General features: G+C 67.5%; 16 protein-coding genes and 1 pseudogene. 3 read left to right on the top strand and 14 right to left on the bottom strand.

Annotated elements, in window-relative coordinates:
* The first annotated feature begins 14 nt into the window (after window positions 1-14).
* Complete coding sequence (locus tag OEJ36_RS04815; RefSeq protein WP_263400565.1) at window positions 15-497, top strand: Lrp/AsnC family transcriptional regulator; 483 nt, start codon at window positions 15-17, stop codon at window positions 495-497.
* Between the two features lie 49 nt (window positions 498-546).
* Here OEJ36_RS04815 and OEJ36_RS04820 read toward each other — a convergent pair whose 3' ends face one another.
* The 10 genes from OEJ36_RS04820 to OEJ36_RS04865 all read right to left on the bottom strand — a co-directional run bounded on the left by OEJ36_RS04820 (window position 547) and on the right by OEJ36_RS04865 (window position 15,317).
* Window positions 547-1,473: a biotin-dependent carboxyltransferase family protein gene (locus OEJ36_RS04820; protein WP_263400566.1), complete on the bottom strand. Its 927-nt coding sequence runs from the start codon at window positions 1,471-1,473 to the stop codon at window positions 547-549.
* Window positions 1,470-2,147: a 5-oxoprolinase subunit PxpB gene (pxpB, locus tag OEJ36_RS04825; RefSeq protein WP_263400567.1), complete on the bottom strand. Its 678-nt coding sequence runs from the start codon at window positions 2,145-2,147 to the stop codon at window positions 1,470-1,472. The genes OEJ36_RS04820 and pxpB overlap by 4 nt, the downstream gene beginning before the upstream one ends.
* Entirely contained in the window at window positions 2,144-2,890 is a 747-nt protein-coding gene (locus tag OEJ36_RS04830; protein WP_263400568.1) for a 5-oxoprolinase subunit PxpA, read from the bottom strand. The genes pxpB and OEJ36_RS04830 overlap by 4 nt, the downstream gene beginning before the upstream one ends.
* A 125-nt stretch (window positions 2,891-3,015) precedes the next feature.
* Window positions 3,016-5,604, bottom strand: coding sequence for a sulfite reductase flavoprotein subunit alpha (locus tag OEJ36_RS04835; protein ID WP_263400569.1), 2,589 nt, complete (start codon window positions 5,602-5,604; stop codon window positions 3,016-3,018).
* 165 nt (window positions 5,605-5,769) lie between these two features.
* On the bottom strand, window positions 5,770-6,888 hold the full coding sequence (locus OEJ36_RS04840) for an alpha-hydroxy acid oxidase (RefSeq protein WP_263400570.1): 1,119 nt from the start codon (window positions 6,886-6,888) through the stop codon (window positions 5,770-5,772).
* 121 nt (window positions 6,889-7,009) lie between these two features.
* Window positions 7,010-9,259 (bottom strand): TonB-dependent receptor, encoded by a 2,250-nt coding sequence (locus OEJ36_RS04845; RefSeq protein WP_263400571.1) that lies wholly within the window; start codon window positions 9,257-9,259, stop codon window positions 7,010-7,012.
* 216 nt (window positions 9,260-9,475) lie between these two features.
* Window positions 9,476-10,639: a type III PLP-dependent enzyme gene (locus OEJ36_RS04850; RefSeq protein ID WP_021217731.1), complete on the bottom strand. Its 1,164-nt coding sequence runs from the start codon at window positions 10,637-10,639 to the stop codon at window positions 9,476-9,478.
* A gap of 608 nt (window positions 10,640-11,247) precedes the next feature.
* Window positions 11,248-13,197, bottom strand: coding sequence for a TonB-dependent receptor domain-containing protein (locus tag OEJ36_RS04855; protein WP_263400572.1), 1,950 nt, complete (start codon window positions 13,195-13,197; stop codon window positions 11,248-11,250).
* Window positions 13,198-13,284: 87 nt separating this feature from the next.
* Complete coding sequence (locus OEJ36_RS04860; RefSeq protein WP_263400573.1) at window positions 13,285-14,622, bottom strand: sensor histidine kinase; 1,338 nt, start codon at window positions 14,620-14,622, stop codon at window positions 13,285-13,287.
* Window positions 14,619-15,317: a response regulator transcription factor gene (locus OEJ36_RS04865; RefSeq protein ID WP_263400574.1), complete on the bottom strand. Its 699-nt coding sequence runs from the start codon at window positions 15,315-15,317 to the stop codon at window positions 14,619-14,621. The genes OEJ36_RS04860 and OEJ36_RS04865 overlap by 4 nt, the downstream gene beginning before the upstream one ends.
* A gap of 166 nt (window positions 15,318-15,483) precedes the next feature.
* Between OEJ36_RS04865 and OEJ36_RS04870 the strand changes: the two genes are divergently transcribed.
* Both OEJ36_RS04870 and OEJ36_RS04875 read left to right on the top strand, forming a co-directional pair.
* Window positions 15,484-17,067, top strand: coding sequence for a peptide chain release factor 3 (locus OEJ36_RS04870; protein WP_263400575.1), 1,584 nt, complete (start codon window positions 15,484-15,486; stop codon window positions 17,065-17,067).
* Window positions 17,068-17,164: 97 nt separating this feature from the next.
* On the top strand, window positions 17,165-17,953 hold the full coding sequence (locus OEJ36_RS04875) for a TatD family hydrolase (protein WP_263400576.1): 789 nt from the start codon (window positions 17,165-17,167) through the stop codon (window positions 17,951-17,953).
* 115 nt (window positions 17,954-18,068) lie between these two features.
* Here the strand turns inward: OEJ36_RS04875 and OEJ36_RS30560 are convergent, their stop codons facing one another.
* From OEJ36_RS30560 to ampD, 4 genes and pseudogenes are all read right to left on the bottom strand, one after another.
* The gene (locus OEJ36_RS30560) at window positions 18,069-18,782 is read right to left on the bottom strand and encodes a methyl-accepting chemotaxis protein (protein ID WP_411860969.1); all 714 of its coding nucleotides are present in this window, start codon (window positions 18,780-18,782) and stop codon (window positions 18,069-18,071) included.
* A 144-nt stretch (window positions 18,783-18,926) separates the two neighbouring features.
* Window positions 18,927-20,066 (bottom strand): annotated as a pseudogene (locus tag OEJ36_RS30565) (HAMP domain-containing protein); the annotation flags it as partial.
* A 317-nt stretch (window positions 20,067-20,383) separates the two neighbouring features.
* A complete protein-coding gene (ampE, locus tag OEJ36_RS04885; protein WP_263400578.1) occupies window positions 20,384-21,220 on the bottom strand; it encodes a regulatory signaling modulator protein AmpE in 837 nt (278 codons plus the stop codon).
* Window positions 21,217-21,780 carry a 1,6-anhydro-N-acetylmuramyl-L-alanine amidase AmpD gene (gene ampD, locus OEJ36_RS04890; protein ID WP_263400579.1) on the bottom strand — a complete coding sequence of 188 codons (564 nt, stop codon included), beginning with the start codon at window positions 21,778-21,780 and terminating at the stop codon, window positions 21,217-21,219. Before ampD ends, ampE begins: the two co-directional genes overlap by 4 nt.
* Window positions 21,781-21,855: the final 75 nt, after the last annotated feature.

Consider the following 21,855-nt stretch of genomic DNA (forward strand, 5'->3'; position numbering starts at 1 on the left):
AGGACCATCCATTTATGCCAAATCTAAAACTGGACGCCTTCGACCACAAGATACTCGCCGCTCTCCAGCGCGACGGCCGCCTGAGCAACGTGCAGCTGGCCGAGGAGATCGGCCTCTCCCCCTCGCCCTGCCTGCGCCGGGTGCGCCTGCTGGAGGAGGCGGGGGTGATACGCGGCTACCAGGCCGACCTGGACCGCTACGAAGTGGGCCTGGGGCTGACGGTGTTCGTCGGCATCAAGGTCGAGCGCCACAGCCCCGACCGCGCCGACGCCTTCCGCGAGGCGGTGGTGCTGCTGCCGGAAGTGATCTCGGTGCACCTGGTGTCCGGCGAGGCGGATTTCCTGCTGCAAGTGGTGGTGCCGGACCTGCGCGCCTACGAGCTCTTCCTCACCAACCACCTGATCAAGCTGCCCGGCGTCAGCGACATCCGCAGCAACTTCGCCATCCAGACGGTCAAGGCGCCGGGGCCGCTGCCCCTCAACCACCTGCCGAAATGACGCACGCGCACCCGGTACGTCACCCGTAGGTCGGGTGCAACCCGACGCCCTACGAACGGGCGCCGAAGAAGCGGCGGAACTCGCGCACCTCGGCCTGCACGATCGGGATATCCACAGCCTCGAAACGCAGTACCTGGTGCGCGGCGCACTGGGCCAGGCGGTCGCAATCCTGGGGGGGCAGCCAGCCGAGGATGGGGTAGCCGCCCATGGTCTGCTGGTCGGCCTGGAGGATGATCGGCTGGCCGTCCGGCGGGACCTGCACGGTGCCGCGCACCACGCCCAGGGACCATTGCCGCTGCGGTGCACGGATCGCCTCGCCCTGCAGGCGCGCGCCCATGCGATCCGATTGCGGGCTGAGCTGCCAGGGTCGCTCGAAGAAAGCCTGTAGTTGGTCAGCGGCGAACTGCCCGGCATCGCCGCCGAGCATCACCCGCAGCGGGCGCTCGGCGCGGTAGTCCGGCTGCCAGGGCCAGGGCACGCTGGCGCCCCGCTCGAAACGCCCTTCCCCGCCCGGCAACAGGTCGCCGTCGGCCAGCTTCGCCCCTTGGCCGTTCAGCCCGCCGAGGCCTTCACGCACCTGGCAGGCGACGCTGCCCAGCACCGGCTCGACGCGAAAGCCACCGGTGATGGCGAGATAGGCCCGCTGGCCGTTGCGGGCGAAGCCCAGCTTGAGGCGCTGCCCGTCGCGCAGCGCAAAGCGCGACCAGTTGGGCCGCGCCTCGCCATCCAGGGTGATGGGCAGGTCCGCGCCACAGAGCGCCACCCAGCCATCGCCCAGGCTTTCCAACTCGACACCGCCCAGGGCGATCTCGACCAGGCTGGCGCCCGGCGCATTGCCCAGCAGGCGATTGGCCCAGCAGGCGGCGTGGCGGTCCATGGGCCCGCACGGGGACACCCCCAGGTGCTGCCAGCCGGCACGTCCGCCGTCCTGCAGCAGGCTCAGGGGCCCGGCCTTGATCACCCGCAGGCCGTTCATGGCTCACCCCGTTCGCGGCGGTAGGTCCGTTCATCGATGGGTACGAAGCGCACGCGGTCCCCCAGCGCTAGCGGGCACGGCGGTTCACGCGCCGGGTCGAACAGCGCCGTCGGGCACAGGCCCAGCAGGTGCCAACCGCCCGGTGAGGCCTGTGGATAAATCGCCGTCTGCCGCTCGGCGATGGCCAGGCTGCCCGCCGGCACCCGCGTGCGCGGCGTGCCGCGCCGCGGCAGGGCGAGGCGTGCATCCAGCTCGCCCAGGTAGGCGAACCCCGGCGCGAAGCCGATGGCGCCGACACGGTATTCCACCCCGGCGTGCAGCTCGATCACTTGCCCGGTACTGAGCCCACAGGCATCGGCCACCGTGGCCAGGTCCTCGCCGCCGTACCAGACGGGCAGCTCATGCAAGCGCCCGGCCTGCTCGACCGTAGCCGCCCGCTGCCACTGCTCCAGCAACGGCGCCAGCTCGGCGGCCAGCCGAAGGTGGTCGGTGTGCAGCAGGTCGTAGTGCAGCAGGAGGGTGGTCCAGCCCGGCACCAGCTCGCGGAGCCGGTGGCCGAAGTGCTGATGCAGGGTGGCGGCAAGCTGGGCGATGCGTTGCGGCAGGCGGCTGTCCGGCTCATCCGCCAGCACCAGCAGCAACGCCTCGGCGCCGACCGGTTCGATACGGATCACGAGGCGTCCAGGTAGGCTCGCAGCCGGCGTAGCACCGCCAGGGATTGCGGGTTGTCGCCGTGCACGCAGAGGCTGTCGGCCACCAGTTGCAGCGGCTTGCCGTCGATATCGGCGAAGGGCTCGCCCCGGGCGATGGCCACGGCCTGCCCGATGATGCGCTCCGGCTCGTGGTGCACCGCGTCCTCCAGCCGGCGCGGCGCCAGCTGGCCGTCGGCCAGGTAGGCACGGTCGGCGAAGGCCTCGAACATCAGCGGCACATCCGCCTCGTCTGCCAGGCGTATTTCACGGCGGTTGTCGGCCAGGGCGAGGACCATCAGCGGCAGGCCCTGGCGGTAACTGGCACAGGCGTCCAGCACCGCTTCCAGCAGGGCATCGTTGCGCACCAGCTCGTTGTACAGCGCGCCATGGGGTTTGACGTAGGCCACCTGGGTACCGGCGGCCCGGCAGAAGGCGTCCAGCGCGCCGATCTGGTAGAGCACCAGGGCGCGGACCTCTTCCATCGACAGGGCCATCTGCCGGCGGCCGAAGCCGATCAGGTCCGGGTAGGCCGGGTGCGCGCCAATGCTCACGCCGTGCTGCACCGCCAGGTCGACGGTGCGTTGCATGGTCATGGGATCGGAGGCGTGGAAGCCGCAGGCCAGGTTGGCCTGGTCCACCAGCGGCATGGCGTGTTCGTCGTCGCCCATGGTCCAGACGCCGAAGCTCTCGCCCATGTCGCAGTTCAGCAGGATTCGATTTTTCATCGCCTGATTATGGCGACAGCGGGCGGGCTGTGCGAGATGGGGTTATCCACAGGTGGATCGGCGCCCGTAGCCCGGGCTTCAGCCCGGGAAGAACACCCGGGTCCGAAGCACAGCCCATGAACCGATCAATACACGTCGCGGCGGTAGCGGCCTTCGGCGGCGAGGGCATCCAGGGCCTCGTCGCCCAGCAGTTCGCGGAGCACACGGTCGACGCCGTCGGCCATGCCCTGCAGGCTGCCGCAGATGTAGAACACCGCACCCGCCTCGACCCAGGCGCGCACTTCGGCGCCGGCTTCGCGCAGGCGGTCCTGCACGTAGACCTTGTGCGCCTGGTCGCGGGAGAAGGCCAGGTCCAGCCGCTCCAGCTCACCACTGGCCAGCCAGCCTTCGATCTCGTCGCGGCAGTAGTAGTCGTGGGCCTGGTTGCGCTCGCCGAACAGCAGCCAGTTGCGGCCGTTGCCGGCGGTGACGTTGGCCTTGAGCAGCGCACGCAGGCCGGCGATACCGGTGCCGTTGCCGATGAAGATGGCCGGGCGCTCACCCTCCAGGCGGTGGAAGCGGGCATTGCGACGCAGGCGCAGCGGCAGGCTGGCGCCCACCGGCAGCGTGTGGGTGAGCCAGCCGGAGGCGATGCCCAGGGTGCCGTCGGCGTGCTGTTCCTGGCGCACGATCAGTTCCAAGGCGCCGTCGCTTTCCAGGGAAGCGATGGAGTACTGGCGCACCGAAAGCACGATCAGCGCATCCAGCAGCGCCTGCGGGTGCAGGCCTACAAGGTGCTCGAAGGAGTCCGGCAGCAGGCGTACGCCCAGGGCCTGGCGCAGGGGTTGGGCGATGCCATCCACCGTCACCTGGGCCTCGCCGTCGAGGCCATGGCGGTCGAGCCAACCCTGGATGCACGAGTCGGACTGGCGCGGGAGGATTTCCACCAGGTCGCCGGCCTGCCAGCTGATCTGGCTACCCGCCGGGGCGCCCAGGCGCAGCAGCCAGGTGGATTCGCCCTGGCTGCCGGGGTTGAGGTGTTCGCGGCCGGCCAGGGTCCAGGTTTCGAAAGGCTGCTCGGTCCATGCCGGCACCAGGCTGGAGCCGGACAGGCTGGCCAGTTGTTGCTGCCAGCTCTGCAGTGCGCCGGCGTCGCCGTTGTCCACTTCCACCGTGTCGAACAGGGTGTTGGCGCCCTGGCCCTGGAGCCAGGCCTGCAGGCGATGGGCGAAGCCACAGAAGTGCTGGTACTGGCGGTCGCCCAGGGCGAGCACGGCGAAGCGCAAGTCGACCAGTTGCGAGGCCTGGCCCAGCACCTTGCGCTCGAAGCCCCGGGCGGCGTCCGGGGCCTCGCCATCACCGAAGGTGCTGACCACGAACAGGGCGTTGCGCGCCTCGGCCAGTTGCCCGGCATCCAGTTCGCCCAGCTGCTGCACGCGCACCGGGTAGCCGGCGGCCTGGAGCTGGCCGGCGCTCTGCCAGGCGAGCTGCTCGGCGAAGCCGCTCTGGCTAGCGAAACCGATCAGCCAGGGCTCGCCGTCACCCCCATTGCCGAGGCCGCCACGAGCGGCCTTGATCGCGCGCTTCTTGCGCCGGCGGTCGAGATAGAGCAGCCAGCCGGTGATGAAGAACAGGGGCATGGCGAGGCTCGCCAGCATCATCAGGATGCGCCCGGGCAGGCCGAAGTATTCGCCCACGTGCAGGGCATAGATGCTGGTGAGCAGCTGCGCCTTGAAGCTCTTCTCGGCGTAGCGCTCGACGCGGGCGACCTTGCCGGTGGCCGGGTCGAGGGTGATCTGGTTGGTGGCACGGGGATGGCTGGAATCCCCCAGGAGGTAGAACACCGTGGCCGGTTGGCCACCCACCGGGGGCAGGCGCAGGTTGTAGGCGGTCATGCCGGGGCCGGCGGCCTCGCGGATGCTGGCCCAGACGGCGTCGTAGTCCACCACCAGCGGCGGGCCAGACGGCGCTTGCTGCATGCCCGGGCGTCCCCCTTCGCGGCGCTCGCCACGGCCTTCGCCACGGCGCTCGCCGGGCTTGCCCTGCTGCTGTTCGACGGGTGGCGCATCGGCCAGCAGGCGCTGCAGGCCGGCGCGGTACCACTCATAGGACCAGAACAGGCCGGTCAGTGCAGCCAGGAGGTAGAGCGCCAGGCACCAGGTGCCGGCCACCGCGTGCAGGTCCCAGTTGAAGCTGCGGCCCTTGCGCGCCCAATCCAGGGTCAGCCAGGCACGCCAGCTGCCAGCCTGGCGCGGCCAGCGTAGATAAAGGCCGGAGAGGCAGAAGAAGATCAGTGCCAGGGTGCTGGCGGCGGTGATCTGCTTACCGGTCTCGCCCATGGCGAGGAAGCGGTGCAGTTGCAGCATCAGGCCGAAGAAGGGCTGGCCGATAGGCTCACCGAGCAGCTCACCGGTGTAGGGGTCGAACCAGCGCATGGGGCCGCGGCGCTCGCCGGGCGGCGGCATGAAGAACACCCGCGCCGGCCCGCCGGACTGGGTTTCCACCCAGAGCCCGGTAACCTGCTTGCCCTCGGCGGCTTCGATCTTGCGCACCAGTTCGGCGGGCGGCAGCACACCGCTGTCATTCACCTCGATACGCAGGGTGTCGGCGTTGAGCCAGTCGAGGATTTCGTCCTGGAAGCTGTAGGCGGCACCGGTGACGCCCATGAGGGACAACACCAGGCCGGCACTGATGCCGAGGAACCAGTGCAGCTGGAAAAGGACTTTCTTGAACACGGTGACCCCTTGTTGGAAGCAGGCAGCGCCCCGTCAGCCGGAGTGACGGGGGCCATGGATACTCAGATGGGATGCGATTCTATTTGAGAATAAATTTCACCAACAGTGCGAGCTGCGCCTTTTACTTTCTATTTACTTTATCTCGCCGCCCTGGAAGCCCCGCCCTCAGCGGTCGCCAGGGGCATGCACGAGAAGCTCGCGGTGGATATCCGCCAGGGTGCGGCACCCCGTCAGCGCCATGGTCACTTCCAGTTCGGTGCGCAGCAGGTGCAGCACATGGGCGACGCCCGCCGCCCCGGCGACCGCCAGGCCATGGATATAGGGCCGGCCGATCATCACCGCGCTGGCACCCAGCGCCAGTGCCTTGAACACATCGGTGCCGCGCCGGATGCCGCCATCCAGCAGCACCGGCACCCGCCCCTGCACCGCCTGGGCCACGGCCGGGAGCATGTCCAGCGCCGCCGGCATGCCATCCAGGGTGCGGCCGCCGTGGTTGGAGACGACGATGCCGGCCACGCCCTGCTCCACCGCCCGCGCCGCGTCCCGGGGGTTCATCACGCCCTTGAGCAGCACCGGCAGGCGCGTATGGGCCTGCAGCCAGGTGAGGTCGCTCCAGGTCACCGCGTGTTCCAGCAGCGGGCTGCCGAACAGGGGGCTCTCGCCGGGGTGGGCGACGGCAGGCGGCAATGCCCACATGCCCTTGAGGTTGACCGCCTCGATGCCCTCGGGGAGCACGAAGCCTGCACGCTGCTCGCGGTTGCGCAGGCCGCTGACCGGCGCGTCCACCGTGACCACCAGCGCCCGGTAACCCGCCGCCTCGGCACGGCGCACCAGGGCCAGGGTGAAGTCGCGGTCCGGCTGGATGTAGAGCTGGAACCACAGTGGTGCCTGCGCCGCCTCGGCGATCGCTTCCAGGCTGATGCCGGCCTGGGTGCTGACCACCATCGCGGCCTTCATCGCCGACGCGCCGAGCACGCTGGCCAGTTCGCCATCCGGGTGTGCCAGCTGCTGGAAGGCCACCGGCGCCAGGAGGATCGGGTAGTCCAACTCCAGCCCGCACAGCTGCAGGCGCGTGTGGCCGCCGCTCAGGTCCTCCAGCACCCGGTTGAGCAGGCGCACGCGCTGGAAGGCCGCGCGGTTCTCGCCCAGGGTGAGTTCGTCCGCCGCGCCGCCGGCCATATAGGCCCAGGCCTGGGGCGTCATGCGCTCACGGGCGAAGGGTTCGTAGTCGGAAACGGCGGCGATGGTGGCGGGTATCTGTTGCAGCGGGGGCAGAGGCGTCATGGGGTCACCTGGGGAAGCGCGGCTGCACATGGTAAGGGCGGGATGCAGCGAGGCAACCGCGACAAGACGCCGCCATCCGCACGACGGCCCTTCCGCGACCACGCGCGGAAGGGCCAGGGGGCTAGAACGACAGGGTGGCGGAGAGCACCGCCGAGCGCGCATCGCCGTACTCGATGGCAGAGGAGCGCGCGCCCTGGCTGCCGGCACCGAGGGGTCGACCGACCTGTGCACGCACGCGCTCGACATAGTCCTTGTCGAACAGGTTGTTCAGGTTCAGCTGCAGGTCGAACCGCTCATTGACCCGGTAGCCGAGCATGGCGTTGTGCAGCCAGTAGGCGTCCAGCTTGGCGCGGTCGGCGGCCGTGACGTTGCGCTCGCTGACATGGCGGGCACCGTAACCGAGACGCCAACGGGCATCGAGGTCGTAGGTGGTCCACAGGTTGAAGGAGCGTGGCGGGGTGTTGGCCAGTGCCTGCCCCTTTTTGGCGAGACCTTCGAGGGTGTCGGCAGCCTTGCGGGTCTCGCTGTCGAGCAGGGTGTAGTTGGCGAACAGGCTCCAATCGCGGGTCAACCGTCCGCTGGCGCCAAGCTCCAGGCCCTGGACCCGCTGCTCGCCGGCCAGGGCCGTGGTGCCGTCGGCCATCTGCTCGCGGGCGTTGATCTTCTCCAGGCGGAACAGCGCGCCCTCCAGGGCCAGGCGCTGGTCCAGCAGCTCCCACTTGCTGCCCAACTCCCAGCTGCGGCTCTTCTCCGGGCCGAGCTTCTCGTTGGCGGCGTTGAGGCCGCCGCCGGTGGTGGCGAGGTTCTCCGCCGACGGGTTGAAGGAGTTGCCATAGGCCAGATACAGCCGGCCGTTGTCCGTCGGTTTGAACACCAGGCCGGCGCGGCTGCTGAGGCGCTCGTCGCTGCTGCGGGTGGTGGTACGCACCCAGTTGCCACGGTTGAGGCTCAGGTTGTCGGCATCGCCGTCGACCCAGTCGTAGCGCAGGCCCAGGCTGAGGTCCCAGCGCTCATCGAGGGCGAGGGTGTCGAACAGGTAGAGCGCGCGGTCGATCAGGCGGGTACGGATATGGGCGGACTCGCCACGGTGGGTGGGGCCGCTCCAGTAGCCGGGCGGCGCGGCCAGGTCGTAGCCGCTGTCGGGGAAGCTCAAGCCATGGTCGTAGGTGGTGCGGTGGTAGGTCTCGCGGGACAGTTCCACGCCGGCGATCAGGGTGTGGTCGATACCGAGGGTGGCGAATTCGCTGGTGAGGTTGGTCTGGTTTATCCACAGGCGGGCGTTGACGTCCCAGCCGTAGCCCTGGGGGCCGGCCGGCAGGTACTTGCCAGGCTCCAGCTGCGGCCCGGTGCCGCTGGCGTTGCGCCGACGGTCGAGGTTGACGTGGGCAGCGGAGATCACCGTGTCGCGGTGGATGTCGCTGTAGCGGCTGAGGTTCTGCAGGGCCAGGCTGTCGCTGAACTGGTGCTCCAGGCGCAGGGTGAGCGAGTCGGCGTCGATTTCCTCCTTCTCCAGGTTGCGCCAGCCGAAGTAGGCATCGCGGCTGACACCGGCCACACGCTTGCCATCGAAGGCCGGCACGCCGTAGTCGGGCAGGTTGTCGTCGGCCTGGTGGAAGTAGCTGAGGGTCAGGCGGGTGTCTTCGCCCAGGCCCAACGTCAGCGAGGGTGCCACGCCCCAGCGCTCGCGCTCGATCTGCTTGCGTTCCGCCACATCGTTCTCGTGGGCCATGAGGTTCAGGCGCAGGGCGCTGCCGCTGCCGACACCCTCCAGGGGCTGGTTGGTGTCGAGGGTGAGGCGCCGGTAGCGGTCCGTGCCGAGGCCGGCGCCAACCTGGGTGAAGGCCTTGCCACTGGGCTGCTTGGTGATCTGGTTGACGGTGCCACCGGTGGTGCCGATGCCGCCGAACACCGAACTCGGCCCCTTGATGACTTCCACCTGCTCGACGTTGAACAGGTCGGTGCGGTTGTTCTGGGCGCTGTCGCGCAGGCCGTCGATCTGCATGTTGGCGTTGGCCGAGAAGCCCCGGATGTTGATGCTGTCGCCCGAGCCACCGCCGCCCTCGCCGGCGTTGAAGGTGATGCCGGAGACGTTCGCGAGCACACTGCGCAGGCTGAGGGCCTGCTGGTCCCGGATCACTTCCTGCGGCACCACGGTGACCGTCTGCGGCGTATCCAGCAGGGCGGCACCGAACTTGGCCGAGGCCGAACGCTCGATGCGGTAGCCGTCGCGCTCACCATCGACGTTGACCTCATCCAATTGCACGGAACCGTCTGCGGTAGCCGGCAGGCTCTGCCCGGCCAGGCCGAGACCGATCGCGGCGGCCAGCAATGGGGCATGGGTGGGTTTGAAAGGTGCTTCCTGATGACTCATGAGAGGTCTCCTCCTTTAGGAGGGAGCGACTCTATTTGCTAGTGATTCTCGATAACAGGTAGTGAATGCAGCATGGGAAATGCCCAGCCGAGTAGCGGATATGGCCTACAGACGAATGCCTGGAACATGACCGCGCGCCCCCAGGGAGCACCGGATCGCAAATCCCGGGCATAAAAAAAGCCTGCCGCGAGGCAGGCTTCTTCGGTTGCGTGGCGCTTACAGGTAGAAGGCCTTCAGCGGCGGGAAGCCGTTGAATTCCACTGCGCTGTAGCTGGTGGTGTACGCACCGGTGGAGAGCCAGTAGAGGCGGTCGCCGCTGGCCAGGTTCAGGGGCAGGCCGTACTTGTAGTTCTCGTACATGATGTCGGCGCTGTCGCAAGTCGGGCCGGCGATGACCACTTCCTCCATCTCGCCTTTCTTCTCGGTCCAGATGGGGAACTTGATGGACTCGTCCATGGTTTCGATCAGGCCGGAGAACTTGCCCACGTCGGTGTAGACCCAACGCTCCACCGCGGTGCGGGACTTGCGCGCCACCAGCACCACTTCGCTGACCAGGATGCCGGCGTTGGCGATCAGCGAGCGGCCCGGCTCGAGGATGATTTCCGGCAGCTCGTCGCCGAAGTCTTCCTTGAGGAAGCGGGTGATTTCCTCGGCGTAGGTTTCCAGGGCGTTGGTGCGCTGGATGTAGTTGGCCGGGAAGCCGCCGCCCATGTTGATCATCTTCAGGGTGATGCCGTCTTCTTCCTTGAGGCGCTCGAAGATCACCTTGACCTTGGCGATGGCGGCGTCCCAGACGTCGATGTCGCGCTGCTGGCTGCCCACGTGGAAGGACAGGCCGTAGGGCTCCAGGCCCAGCTGCTTGGCGAGGATCAGCAGGTCCAGCGCCATGTCGGGGTTGCAGCCGAACTTGCGCGACAGCGGCCAGTCGGCGGAGGTGGAACCCTCGGTGAGGATGCGCACGTAGATCTTCGAGCCCGGGGCGGCCTTGGCGATGTTGCGCAGGTCGGCTTCGGAGTCGGTGGCGAACAGACGCACGCCCTTCTCGTAGAAGTAGCGGATGTCCCGGGCTTTCTTGATGGTGTTGCCGTAGCTGATGCGCTCCGGGCCGACGCCGGTCTTCATCACCTTGTCCAGCTCGTAGATGGAGGCGATGTCGAAGTTGGAGCCCTTGTCACGCAGCAGCTCGGTGATTTCGGTCGCCGGGTTGGCCTTCACTGCGTAGTAGATCTTGGCGAAGGGGAAGCAGCCGACCAGTTGGTCGTAGGCGTCGGCGATGGTCTGCTTGTCGATCACCACGAAGGGGGTCTCGTGCTGATCGGCGAATGCCTTCATGCGTTGGAAAGTAGCGGGTGCGAAATAGTCTTCGACCTTGATCGACATGCGCGGGGACTCCAGATGGCTGAACGTTATAGGTAAGGTGGAGTGGTTCCATTACATAGATATGGAACCGCGAACGCCTGATCAGTTTCCCCACTTTGGTTCGCCTACTTCCCAAGGCATGTCGCCGAGGATCTACAACCTTGCGGTTGCCAACCTCTCGTCGTCAGTACTTGAGCCGGATGGATCGTTGCCAGCATGGGCGTTCGGGCGCGAACTTTAGGACCATGAGCCGTCGATGGCAATCAAAAAATGCCGCTTTCCCGCACGGCTTTGTCGCTTGCCCGGTTGACTGTTTCATATCTTCAACGAAGCGCTCTGGAATGCTGCACACATGCGGGTTTCAAGGGTGATTCAGGGGGCCGATCCGCTCTTAATTCCGGGGCGGTCCATCGGCCCCGGATCGCGCCCATTGGCCCATTGAAAGAGGCGCAACCAGACCCCGGAGCATTCAACAGCCGCTCACTTCGGACGTAGGGTGTGCTGCGCGCACCTGGAATTCGCAGGAAGCACCGAGCTGAGCCCCAGAGGCCGGTCCTTCGGCCCGGATCGCGAATGAATTCGCTCCTACAATTTCGCGCCCCAGCCGGCTGGACCGGCTTCGCTGCGGGTCAGATCCGCAGCGCGACGCCCAGGCGCAGCTCGCGGCCCGGGTCGTAGGCGCCGCGCACGCCTTCGTAGCCAGGGATGTGCTCGAAGTCTTCGTTGCTGGCCTGGTCCAGGTACTGCTTGTCGAAGAGGTTCTTCAGGGTCAGGTTGACGGTCAGGCGCTCCGGCAGGGCCTGCCATTCGGCGTAGAGGTCGTGCACGCCGTAGCCGAGCTTCTCCACGGTGCCGACACCGGTGTGCAGGGTGTCGATGGATTCCACGAAGCGGCCCTGCCAGCCCAGGGTCAGGCTGTCGCTGGCGCGGTAGTCGGCGAAGGGGGTCCAGGTGTCGCCGAAGCTGGCGCCCAGGCCGTTGTGCTCGTAGACGTTGAGGCGCTCGCCGTCGATGCGGGCGCTGTTGTGGTGGTAGCCCAGGCCGATGCTGACCTGCTGCCAGTGGTAGGCGGCCTGCAGCACCACGCCCTTGCTCTTCAACTCACCGACGTTCTCGTAGAGCGCGGGACGCGGCACGGAGTCGGCGATGGCGTCGTCGATACGGGTGACGTAGGCCTTGGCGTCCAGCTCCCAGCCCTGGTGGCGGTACTCGAAGCCGGCCTCGGTGGTGCGTGCCTTTTCCGGCTGCAGGTCGGCGGCGTTGCGGGCCGAATCCAGCTTGAACGCATCACGCACCTGCGCGCCGCGCATGGCCCGGGTGTGGCTGACGAACAACGCCAGCTCGGGGGTCAGTTCATAGCGCAGGCCGAGGTTGGGGCTGAGGCCGTCGTCGCGGAAACTCTGCCCGTCGCGGTCGTCCAGTTCGTAGCGGTCATAGCGCACGCCCGCACTCAGCAGCAGGCGCGAGGTGAGCTGGTAGGCGTCCTGCAGGAACAGGCCGGTGACGTTGCCGTCCTCGTGGTCCAGTTCGCGGTCGCCGGCCGGGCCGAGGGTGGAGCGGTCGTCACGGTAATCGACGCCGTAAGTCAGCTTGTGGGCGCCGAGGTGGCTGGTGTTGCGCAGGTCCAGGCCGGTGCTGCGGGTATTGCCGAAGTAGAGGCCGAAGCGGCCGTCCTGCTGCAGCTCGGTGTCGGTGTGGTAGGTGGTGGCTTCGAGGTCGATCAGTTCGTTGTCGGTGGGGCGCCAGGCGTAGTTCAGGGTCCAGGTCTCGCGCTCGCTCTGCATGGGGTAGAGGCGGTTGAAGCTGCTGGGGATCCACTGCGGGCGCTGGCTGCGCTCGCCTTCGTCGGTGCGCTGCTCGTAGGAGAGGCGCAGGGTCTGCTCGTCGGTGAGCTTGCCCACCAGCTTGGCGAAGCCGAGCTTCTGCCGTGCACCGGTGCCCGGCACGTCGTCGTTGTTGCCGTCCTCGTAGTCGTTCTGGTCCTGGTAGCTGGCCACGGCCAGGGCCGACCAGTCGGGGCTGAAGCGGCCGAACAGGCTGGTGCTGGCCTTGTAGCCCTCGCCGTTGCCGAAGTAGCCGCTCTTGATCAGGGCGCCGAAGTCCTCGCCCTCGCGCAGCAGGTCGTCCGGGTCCTTGGTGACGAAGCGGATGGCACCGCCCAGGGCGCCGGCGCCCGCGGTGGCGTCGCCGGTGCCGGCCTGGGTCTCCACGCGCTTGAGCAGCTCCGGCTCGACGCCGATGCGGCCGGTGTGGTGGAAGGTCTGCCCCGGCTGGTTGGCACCGTCGATGGTGATGTTCAGCTGGGTGTCTTCCAGGCCGCGCATGTAGAGCTTCTGGGCGATGCCCGGGCCGCCGCTGACGTTCACCTCGGGGCTGGCTTCGAAGACGTCTTCCAGGTCATTGGCCTGGAGCTTCTCGATCTGCTCGGCCTGGACCTGCTCGCCGCGCTTGATGCGCTCGGCATTGATTTCGCTGACCGCCAGCTCCAGCGGCTTGGTTTCCGCCTGGGCCGCGCCGGCCAGCAGGCCGCTGAAGGTCATGGCACCCAGCAGGGTCAGGGGACGGGGGCAACGGAGCATGGCGGTTCCTCGGGGATAGATGAAAATACTTCGCATTTGCAAATTCTCATCCGACCGCCCGCGTCGGTGATATCACTTTTACAACTGTTACGCGTCCACCGGCCGGGGCAGCAGCAGCTCCATGGACAGGCCACCCGGGACACGGTTGCGCGCGCGGATGCAGCCGCCGGTGGCCTTTACCTGGCGCTGCGCCAGGGCCAGGCCGAGGCCGAAGCCCTTGCGCTCCCCCGGGGCGCGGAAGAACGGTAGGAAGATGCGTTCCAGCCATTCCTCGGGAACCCCGGGCCCTTCGTCCGCCACCTCCAGGCGGTAGTGCGCGCCCTGCACCGCCAGGCCGACCTGCACCCGGCCGCCGGGTGGCGTGTGGTCCAGGGCGTTGCGCACCACGTTCTCGATGGCCTGGCCCAGGGCGCGATGGTTGCTGGCCGCCAGGGGCGCTTCCCCCGGCAGCTCGGTGTCGATATGGCGATCGGGGTACTCGAAACGGGCATCGTCGAGGATGCTGTCGAGCAGCTCGGTGAGGTCCAGGGCTTCATCGCGCAGCTGCGGCCGCTCGTTCTCCAGCCAGCTGAGGGTGAGGGCGTCCTCCACCAGCCGGCGCATGTCCCCGCAGTCGTCGCGGATGCGCGCCAGCAGCGGGCCGCGACCGCCCTCCTGCTCGGCCAGGCTGACCGCCATCTCGATGCGCGTCAGCGGCGTACGCAGCTCGTGGGACATGTCCGCCAGGCGCTGGCGCTGGTCGATGATCAACTGGCCGGTGCGCTCGGCCATGGCGTCGAAGGTATCGGCGAGGCGGGCCAGCTCGTCGTTGCGCGAGCCCAGCAACGAGCGCACCCGCACATCGAAGCGGCCCTCGCTGAATTGCCGGGTGGCCTGCTCCAGACGCCGCAGGGGCTGCATCAGGTGGCGGTAGAGCGCGAGGCTGACGATGGACAGCAGCACCAGCGGCACCACCAGCTCCAGCAGCAGGCGCGCGTAGTGCCAGTAGAGGCCGGGGCGCATGCGCTGGGGCAGGACGATCAGCAGGTGGCTGCGCCCGTCGGCGAAGGGCAGGTCCATGATGGGGTTTTCCGGGAAGTACAGGTGGATCTTCCAGGAGACGTCGCGGCCCAGGGTAAAGGTGTCGACGAAGCGCCGCGACAGCTCGCTGCCCGCCAGGGCGCGCACCTCGGAATCCACCACCGCTGCCCAGGTCTGCTCGCGCTGCTGCAGGTCCGCCACCCAGCGGCCCAGGGCTGCCTCGTCGCCGGCACGGTACAGCGCCTCGGCCTGGGCGCCGTAGTCGCGCAAGGTGCGCTGATGCTCGGGGGCGATGAAGCTCATGCTCTCCTCGGTCTGCCAGGCCAGCCGGGCGATGCCCCAGACCAGCGCGACCCCGCCCACCGCCAGGAGGAGGGCGAGCTTCCAGAACAACGGCCGATTCATGGGAAGACGTAGCCCCGCCCGTGCAGGGTCTGCAGGCGGTCGGCGCCCAGCCCGGCCTCCACCAGGCGCCGGCGGATGCGGCTGACGTGCATGTCCAGGCTGCGGTCGTAGCTGCTGTAATCGCGCTCGAGCACGCTGCGGTAGAGGTAGGGCTTGCTCAGGGCCTCACCCCGGTTGACCGCCAGCAGCCAGAGCAGGCGGAACTGGATGGGGGTGAGTGCCAGGTCGCGCTCGCCGACCCGCGCCGCCAGGGCGTGGCGGTCCAGGTGCAGGCCGTCCAGCTGCAGGGATTGCGGCTGCTGGGCGCGGCCACCGTCCTGGGGGCGGGAGCGGCGCAGCACGGCGTCGATGCGCAGTTGCAGCTCGGTGAGGTTGAAGGGTTTGGCCAGGTAGTCGTCGGCGCCATGGCGCAGCCCGCGGATGCGCTCTTCCTCGGCACCGCAGGCGGTGAGCATGATCACCGGCGTCTGCTGTTGCTCGCGCAGCCGGCGCAGCACGGAGAAGCCGCTGGTATCCGGCAGCATCACGTCCAGCAGCACCAGGTCCGGCTGTTCGGCCAGGGCCAGCTCCAGCCCTTCCTCGCCGCGCAGGCAGGCGTGGGTGGCGTAACCCTGGCCGCGCAGCAGCTCGGTGAGCTGGCGGCTGAGGGTGAGATCGTCTTCGATGATGAGAATGCGGCCCAGGCTGGCGTTCATGCCATCCGCTCCTTGGGGGACAAAGAAGCGAAAGATAATAATTCTCATCTATCCAGGTAAAGCCCTGCGCGCCCGGTGGCGCTGATCGGCGCGGCGTTTCCCGCTATAATTCCGCGCTTTTCGGGCCGCACATGGCCCGCAACCGTTTCCAGCCAGGCACATATACATGACCATCCAGGCCGCCGAAGTCGCCAAACGCCGCACCTTCGCCATCATTTCCCACCCTGACGCCGGTAAGACCACCATCACCGAGAAGCTGCTGCTGATGGGCAAGGCGATCGAGGTCGCCGGTACGGTGAAGTCGCGCAAGTCCGACCGCCACGCCACCTCCGACTGGATGGAAATGGAGAAGCAGCGCGGCATCTCCATCACCACCTCGGTGATGCAGTTCCCCTACCGCGAGCACATCATCAACCTGCTCGACACCCCCGGCCACGAAGACTTCTCCGAAGACACCTACCGCACCCTCACCGCGGTGGACTCGGCGCTGATGGTCCTCGACGGCGGTAAAGGCGTAGAGCCGCGCACCATCGCGCTGATGGACGTGTGCCGCCTGCGCGACACGCCCATCGTCAGCTTCATCAACAAGCTCGACCGCGATATCCGCGACCCCATCGAGTTGCTCGACGAGATCGAGGCGGTGCTGAAGATCAAGGCCGCGCCCATCACCTGGCCCATCGGCTGCTACAAGGACTTCAAGGGCGTCTACCACCTGGCCGACGATTACATCATCGTCTACACCCCGGGCCACGGCCACGAGCGCACTGCGGTGAAGATCATCGAGAAGCTGGACTCCGACGAGGCCCGTGCCCACCTGGGCGACGAGTACGACCGTTTCGTCGATCAGCTGGAGCTGGTCCAGGGTGCCTGCCATCCCTTCGACCAGGACGAGTTCATCAGCGGCCAGCTGACCCCGGTGTTCTTCGGCACCGCGCTGGGCAACTTCGGTGTCGATCACGTGCTCGACGCCGTGGTCGACTGGGCGCCCAAGCCGCTGCCCCGCGCAGCCAACGAGCGCAGCGTGGAGCCGCAGGAAGAGAAATTCAGCGGCTTCGTGTTCAAGATCCAGGCGAACATGGACCCCAAGCACCGCGACCGTATTGCCTTCATGCGCATCTGCTCGGGCAAGTACAGCCAAGGCATGAAGATGCGCCACGTGCGCCTGGGCAAGGACGTGCGCGTCGGCGACGCCCTGACCTTCTTCTCCAGTGAGCGCGAGCAGCTCGAGGAAGCCTTCGCCGGCGACATCATCGGCCTGCATAACCACGGCACCATCCAGATCGGCGACACCTTCACCGAAGGCGAGGCCCTGGGCTTCACCGGCATCCCCCACTTCGCACCCGAGCTGTTCCGCCGCGTGCGCCTGAAGGACCCGCTGAAATCCAAGCAGCTGCGCCAGGGCCTGCAGGAACTGGCCGAGGAAGGCGCCACCCAGGTGTTCTTCCCCGAGCGCAACAACGACATCATCCTCGGCGCGGTCGGCGTGCTGCAGTTCGACGTCGTCGCCAGCCGCCTGAAGGAGGAATACAAGGTCGAGTGCGCCTATGAGCAGATCAACGTCTGGTCGGCCCGCTGGATCGAATGCAAGGACGAGAAGAAGCTCAAGGAGTTCAAGGACAAGGCCTTCGAGAACCTTTCCGTGGACGGCGGCGGCCACCTCACCTACCTGGCCCCGACCCGCGTCAACCTGGCCCTGATGGAAGAGCGCTGGCCGGACATCCAGTTCCGCGCCACCCGCGAACACCACTGATCGCACCGCATCGATCTGATGCACGACAGGGGCGCCGCTTCCCGGCGGCGCCTCTGGGCTAGGCTGACACCCATCCCCTGATGCGACCGCCGCCCCGATGCTGATCGACACCCACACCCACCTGGACTTCCCCGAGTTCGACGCCGACCGCGCCGAAGTGCTGGCCCGTGCCCGCGCGCTGGGGGTGCAGCGCCAGGTGCTGATGGGCGTGACCCGGGGCAACTGGCAGCGCATCTGGGAGCTGGCCACCACCGAGGGCGACCTCTACGCCGCCTTCGGCCTGCACCCCATCTACCTGGACGAGCACCAACCAACCCATCTGGACGAGCTGCGCGAGACGCTGCTGACCCATGCCGGGCACCCCAAGCTTTGCGCAGTGGGCGAGATCGGCCTGGACTATTACCTCGAAGCGCTCGACCGTGACGCCCAGCAGGCGCTGTTCGAGGCCCAGCTGGCCATCGCCGCCGATGCACAACTGCCGGTGCTGCTGCATGTGCGCAAGAGCCACGCGGCGGTGATCGCCACCCTCAAGCGCTTCCGCCTGCAGCGCGCCGGTATCGTCCACGCCTTCGCCGGCAGCTTCGAGGAAGCCCGCGAGTACCTGAAGCTGGGCTTCCGCCTCGGCCTCGGCGGCGCGCCCACCTGGCCCCAGGCCAACCGCCTGCGCAAGGTGGTGCCGCAACTGCCGCTGGACGCCATCGTGCTGGAGACCGATTCCCCGGACATGGCCCCCTCCATGCACCCGCACCAGCGCAACAGCCCCGAGTACCTGCCGGACATCTGCGCCAACCTCGCCGAGCTGCTGGGCATCACCCCCGATGAGCTCGCCGCCGCCAGCAGCCGCAATGCCTGCGAGCTGTTCGGCTGGCCGCCCCTCCCGGGCTGAAGCCCGGGCTACGAAGCTCCACAGGCCAGATGTAGGGTGGGCTTCAGCCCACCGGCGGCGCCTCCAATAAACGAAAAAGCCCGCCAATCGGCGGGCTTTTGCATGGCGCACTGGATCAGACGCGGAACGCGCCGATCAGCTGCTTGAGCTGCGCCACCTGGTCGGAGAGCTGGCGGCTGGCCTGCTCGGTCTGGCTGGCGCCTTCGGCGGTGCGCTCACCGGCGCTGTTGATCTCGACGATGTTCTGGTCGATGTCATGGGCCACGGCGGTCTGCTGTTCGGCAGCGGCAGCGATCTGCTGGTTCTGGTCGACGATCATGCCCACCGCACCAAGAATGTTCTCCAGTGCCTGCTGCACGCGGCCGGACTGGTTGACGGTGCCGTCGGCCATCTGGTGGCTGGTGTTCATCGCCTTGACCGCCGCACCGACGCCGCCCTGGAGGCGGACGATCATCTGCTCGATCTCTTCGGTGGACTGCTGGGTGCGTTTGGCCAGGGTGCGCACCTCGTCGGCCACCACGGCGAAGCCACGGCCCTGCTCACCGGCCCGTGCAGCTTCGATGGCGGCGTTGAGGGCCAGCAGGTTGGTCTGTTCGGCGATGCCCTTGATCACTTCCAGCACGCGGCTGATGGAGGCGCTGTCGGAGGCGAGCTGGTTGATCACGTTGACCGACTGCTCGATCTCCTGGGCCAGGCGCTCGATGCTGCCCAGCTGGGATTCCACCAGGGCGCGGCCGCTGACGGTTTCCTGGTTGACGCTCTGGGCGCTGTTCACCGCGGCGGCCGCACTGCGGGCAACTTCCTGGGCGGTGGCGGACATCTCGTTCATCGCCGTGGCCACCTGCTCGATCTGGCTGCGCTGGCCGGCGACGGCCTGGTTGCTCTCTTCGGACACGCTCTGCACGCGGCCGGCCTGGCGCTCGACCTCGGTGACGGTCTGGCCGACCAGTTCGATCAGGTCGTGGATCTTCGCCACGGTGCCGTTGAACACCTGGCCCAGTTCGCCGAGCTCGTCCTTGCTCTGGGCGCGGAAGTTGACGGTCATGTCGCCGGCGGCGACCTGGTCCATCACCCTGCCCAGGCTCTTGAGGGTGGTGCGGGTGGAAACGTAGAAGCCGCTGTAGAGGTAGACGATGGCGAGGAACACCACCAGCAGCGCGACGACCAGCAGCACGGTCTGGGCGCGCTTCTCGCCGAGGCGCTTCTCCAGTTCGCTCTTGAGCAGGCCGAGGGCGGCGTCGTTCAGTTGGTAGGTCTTGTCCATCTGCACGGTGACCTGGTCGTAGAACTGCGGCCAGGGCGTGTCGAGGGTGTCGGCCATGATCACCTGGTCCTCGAACAGCGTGGCGCTCTGCTTGAGGGTTTCACGGCTGGCGGTGGCCAGGTCGCCCAGCGCGGCCTGGGCGCGGGGGTTGCCGTTGAGCGCGTCCTGGACCTTGAGGCCGTACTCGGAACCGATCTTCTCCAGCTCCAGCAGCAGGTCGTCCAGCTTGGTGCTGGCGGCGGAGTTGAGGAACCCCTGGCCCAGGGAATAGGCGCCGATGGCGCGGCCCTTGCTGATGGCGGCGGTGACGGTCGGCGTAACGCCGGTGACCAGCTCGGCCACCTGGCGCACATCGCGCTGGCTGTCCTGGCTGAGGCCGGCCTGGCTGGCGACCAGCTTGATGAACACCTGGGCATTGCCCAGCTGCTTCTCGATCATGGCGCTCTTGCTCTGCAGGGAGGTTTCCGTCTCGGCGGCCTGCAGGCCCTTGAGCATCTCTTCGCGCTTGTTGTTGAACTCGGCGACCTGCTCCGGCTCGGAGGTGACGGGGGCGAGGTTCTCCAGCGCGCCCGTGAGGTCCTTCTCCAGCTTGCCGATGCGTGTGTCGAGGTCACCGGACTGGCCGGACTGGCCGATCAGCGAGTTGATCAGCACCAGGTCGTTGAGGTTTTCCAGGTTGCGGCGGATGCCCTGGCTGGTACCCAGCAGGTCGAGGCTTTCCAGCTCGGAGCGGGTACTGACGAACTGGTCGTAGGACTCGCGCACCAGGTAGAAGTTGGTGACCAGCATGGGCAGGAAGAACAACACGCTGATCAGACTGAATTTCATGCCAAAGCTGAGGCGATTCATCAGCGCGATGGCCGGATACAACACGGTCTTCACAAGACGTCTCCTGTTTCCTAATTATTCTTATGGGTCGCCTCGGGGGCGGCCAAGGATCGCATCTGGCAGTGCGGCCGTCCCAGATCGTCCGACCTGTGGGTGACAGATAAGGACTACCAATGCCGGATAATAATCGTGACGCATTTCACGAAAAAGCCGGCGAGGTTCAAGAACTGTGTACCTGATATCGGCGGAAGTTTCTGTAACTTAAGGTTAAGAAAGCACCGTGAGCAGGAGCGGAAAAGGTAGCGGCGGGCCGGCGGCATTGCACCGCCGGCCATCCGTCAGAACAGCAGGGTCCAGACCGCGAAGCCCGCGTACCAGAGCACGGCGGCGCGCACCAGCAGATGCCAGAGCGCGTCCAGGCTGGCCACGCCCGCCTCGCCGGCCGTGTCATCCGGCAGCTCACCGGCAGCACGCCCGGCGATGACCACGAAGCGCTCGGCAGCGATATCCCAGTTCAACAGCTCGTGCAGCAGCACGCGGCTGACCGCGACGAAGTTTCCCACCAGCGAAAAGCTTGCGGCCAGTACCCGTACCGGCAGCCAGTCGAAGGCGTGGCGCATCTGCGCGGCCCGCTCACGCAGGGCCGGCTCTTCGGCGTGGTCGGCGGCCAGCGCCAGGAGGCGATAGGCCAGGGCAGCCACCGGGCCGAGCAGGAAGTACCAGAAGATCACCGCGAAGAAGCTTTGATAGGCCTGCCACACGAGGTGGCCCTGGACCCGCAGCAGCAGGTCGTCGCCCTCCTCCACTTCCAGGCCGAGGTCACGCTCGGCGACGTGGTAGGCGCCCTGTACGTCGCCCCGGCGCCAGGCATCGCGGAAGGAGCCGAGGTCCGCCTGCACATCGCCACGCCCCAGGGCGTAGATCACCACCAACAGGTGCAGCGGCAGGGCCAGCCAGCCATAGGCCAGGGGCTGCAGGGCCATCAGCACCAACGTCAGGAGCACCAGCGGCAGCACCACCAGCAGACCCAGCACCGCCCAGGGGCGACCAGCCAGGCGCGGGTTGGCGGAGAGACGGACCAATTGGCGGAGCCAGGGCCCGTCCTGCTGGATGCGCTGGCGCAGGCTGGAGAACTTCTCCACCCACAGCACCAGCAGGAGAACCAGGAAACTCATGGGTGTACCTCCTTGTCGAGCAGGCTGGCGCGGAATCGCGCCCAATCGAATGCGGGGCCGGGATCGGTCTTGCGCCCGGGGGCGATGTCGCTGTGCCCCTGGATGCGCGCCGGGGTGATGCCGGGGTAGGCGCGCAGCAGGCCGCGAGCGAGCTGGCCGAGCACGGCGTACTGGACATCGGAATAGGCCTGGTCATCAGTGCCTTCCAGTTCGATGCCGAGGGAGAAGTCATTGCAGTTCTCACGGCCGTCGAAGAAGGACTTGCCGGCGTGCCAGGCGCGCTCCAGGCAGGAGACGAACTGGGTGACGGCACCGTCGCGCTCGATGAGGAAATGCGCCGAGACCTGCATGGCGGCGATATCGGCGAAATAGGGATGCTCGTCGGCATCCAGGCGGTTCTGGAAGAACTGCTGGACCTTGCCGGTGCCGAACTGCCCGGGCGGCAGGCTGATGTTGTGGATCACCAGCAGGGAGATTTCCCCCTCCGGGCGGGCATTGAAATTCGGCGAGGGGCAGTGGCGGGCGCCTTGGCACCAACCTGTTGAGGGGTCCGGCTGCATGAAGGGCTCCTTGGTTGGCGGACACTCTAGAGCAGGCCGCGCCCAGGGCCAAGGCCCGAAAACGACGACGCCCGG

The sequence above is a fragment of the Pseudomonas sp. PDM13 genome (assembly GCF_025685765.1).
Lineage (GTDB): Bacteria > Pseudomonadota > Gammaproteobacteria > Pseudomonadales > Pseudomonadaceae > Metapseudomonas > Metapseudomonas solani.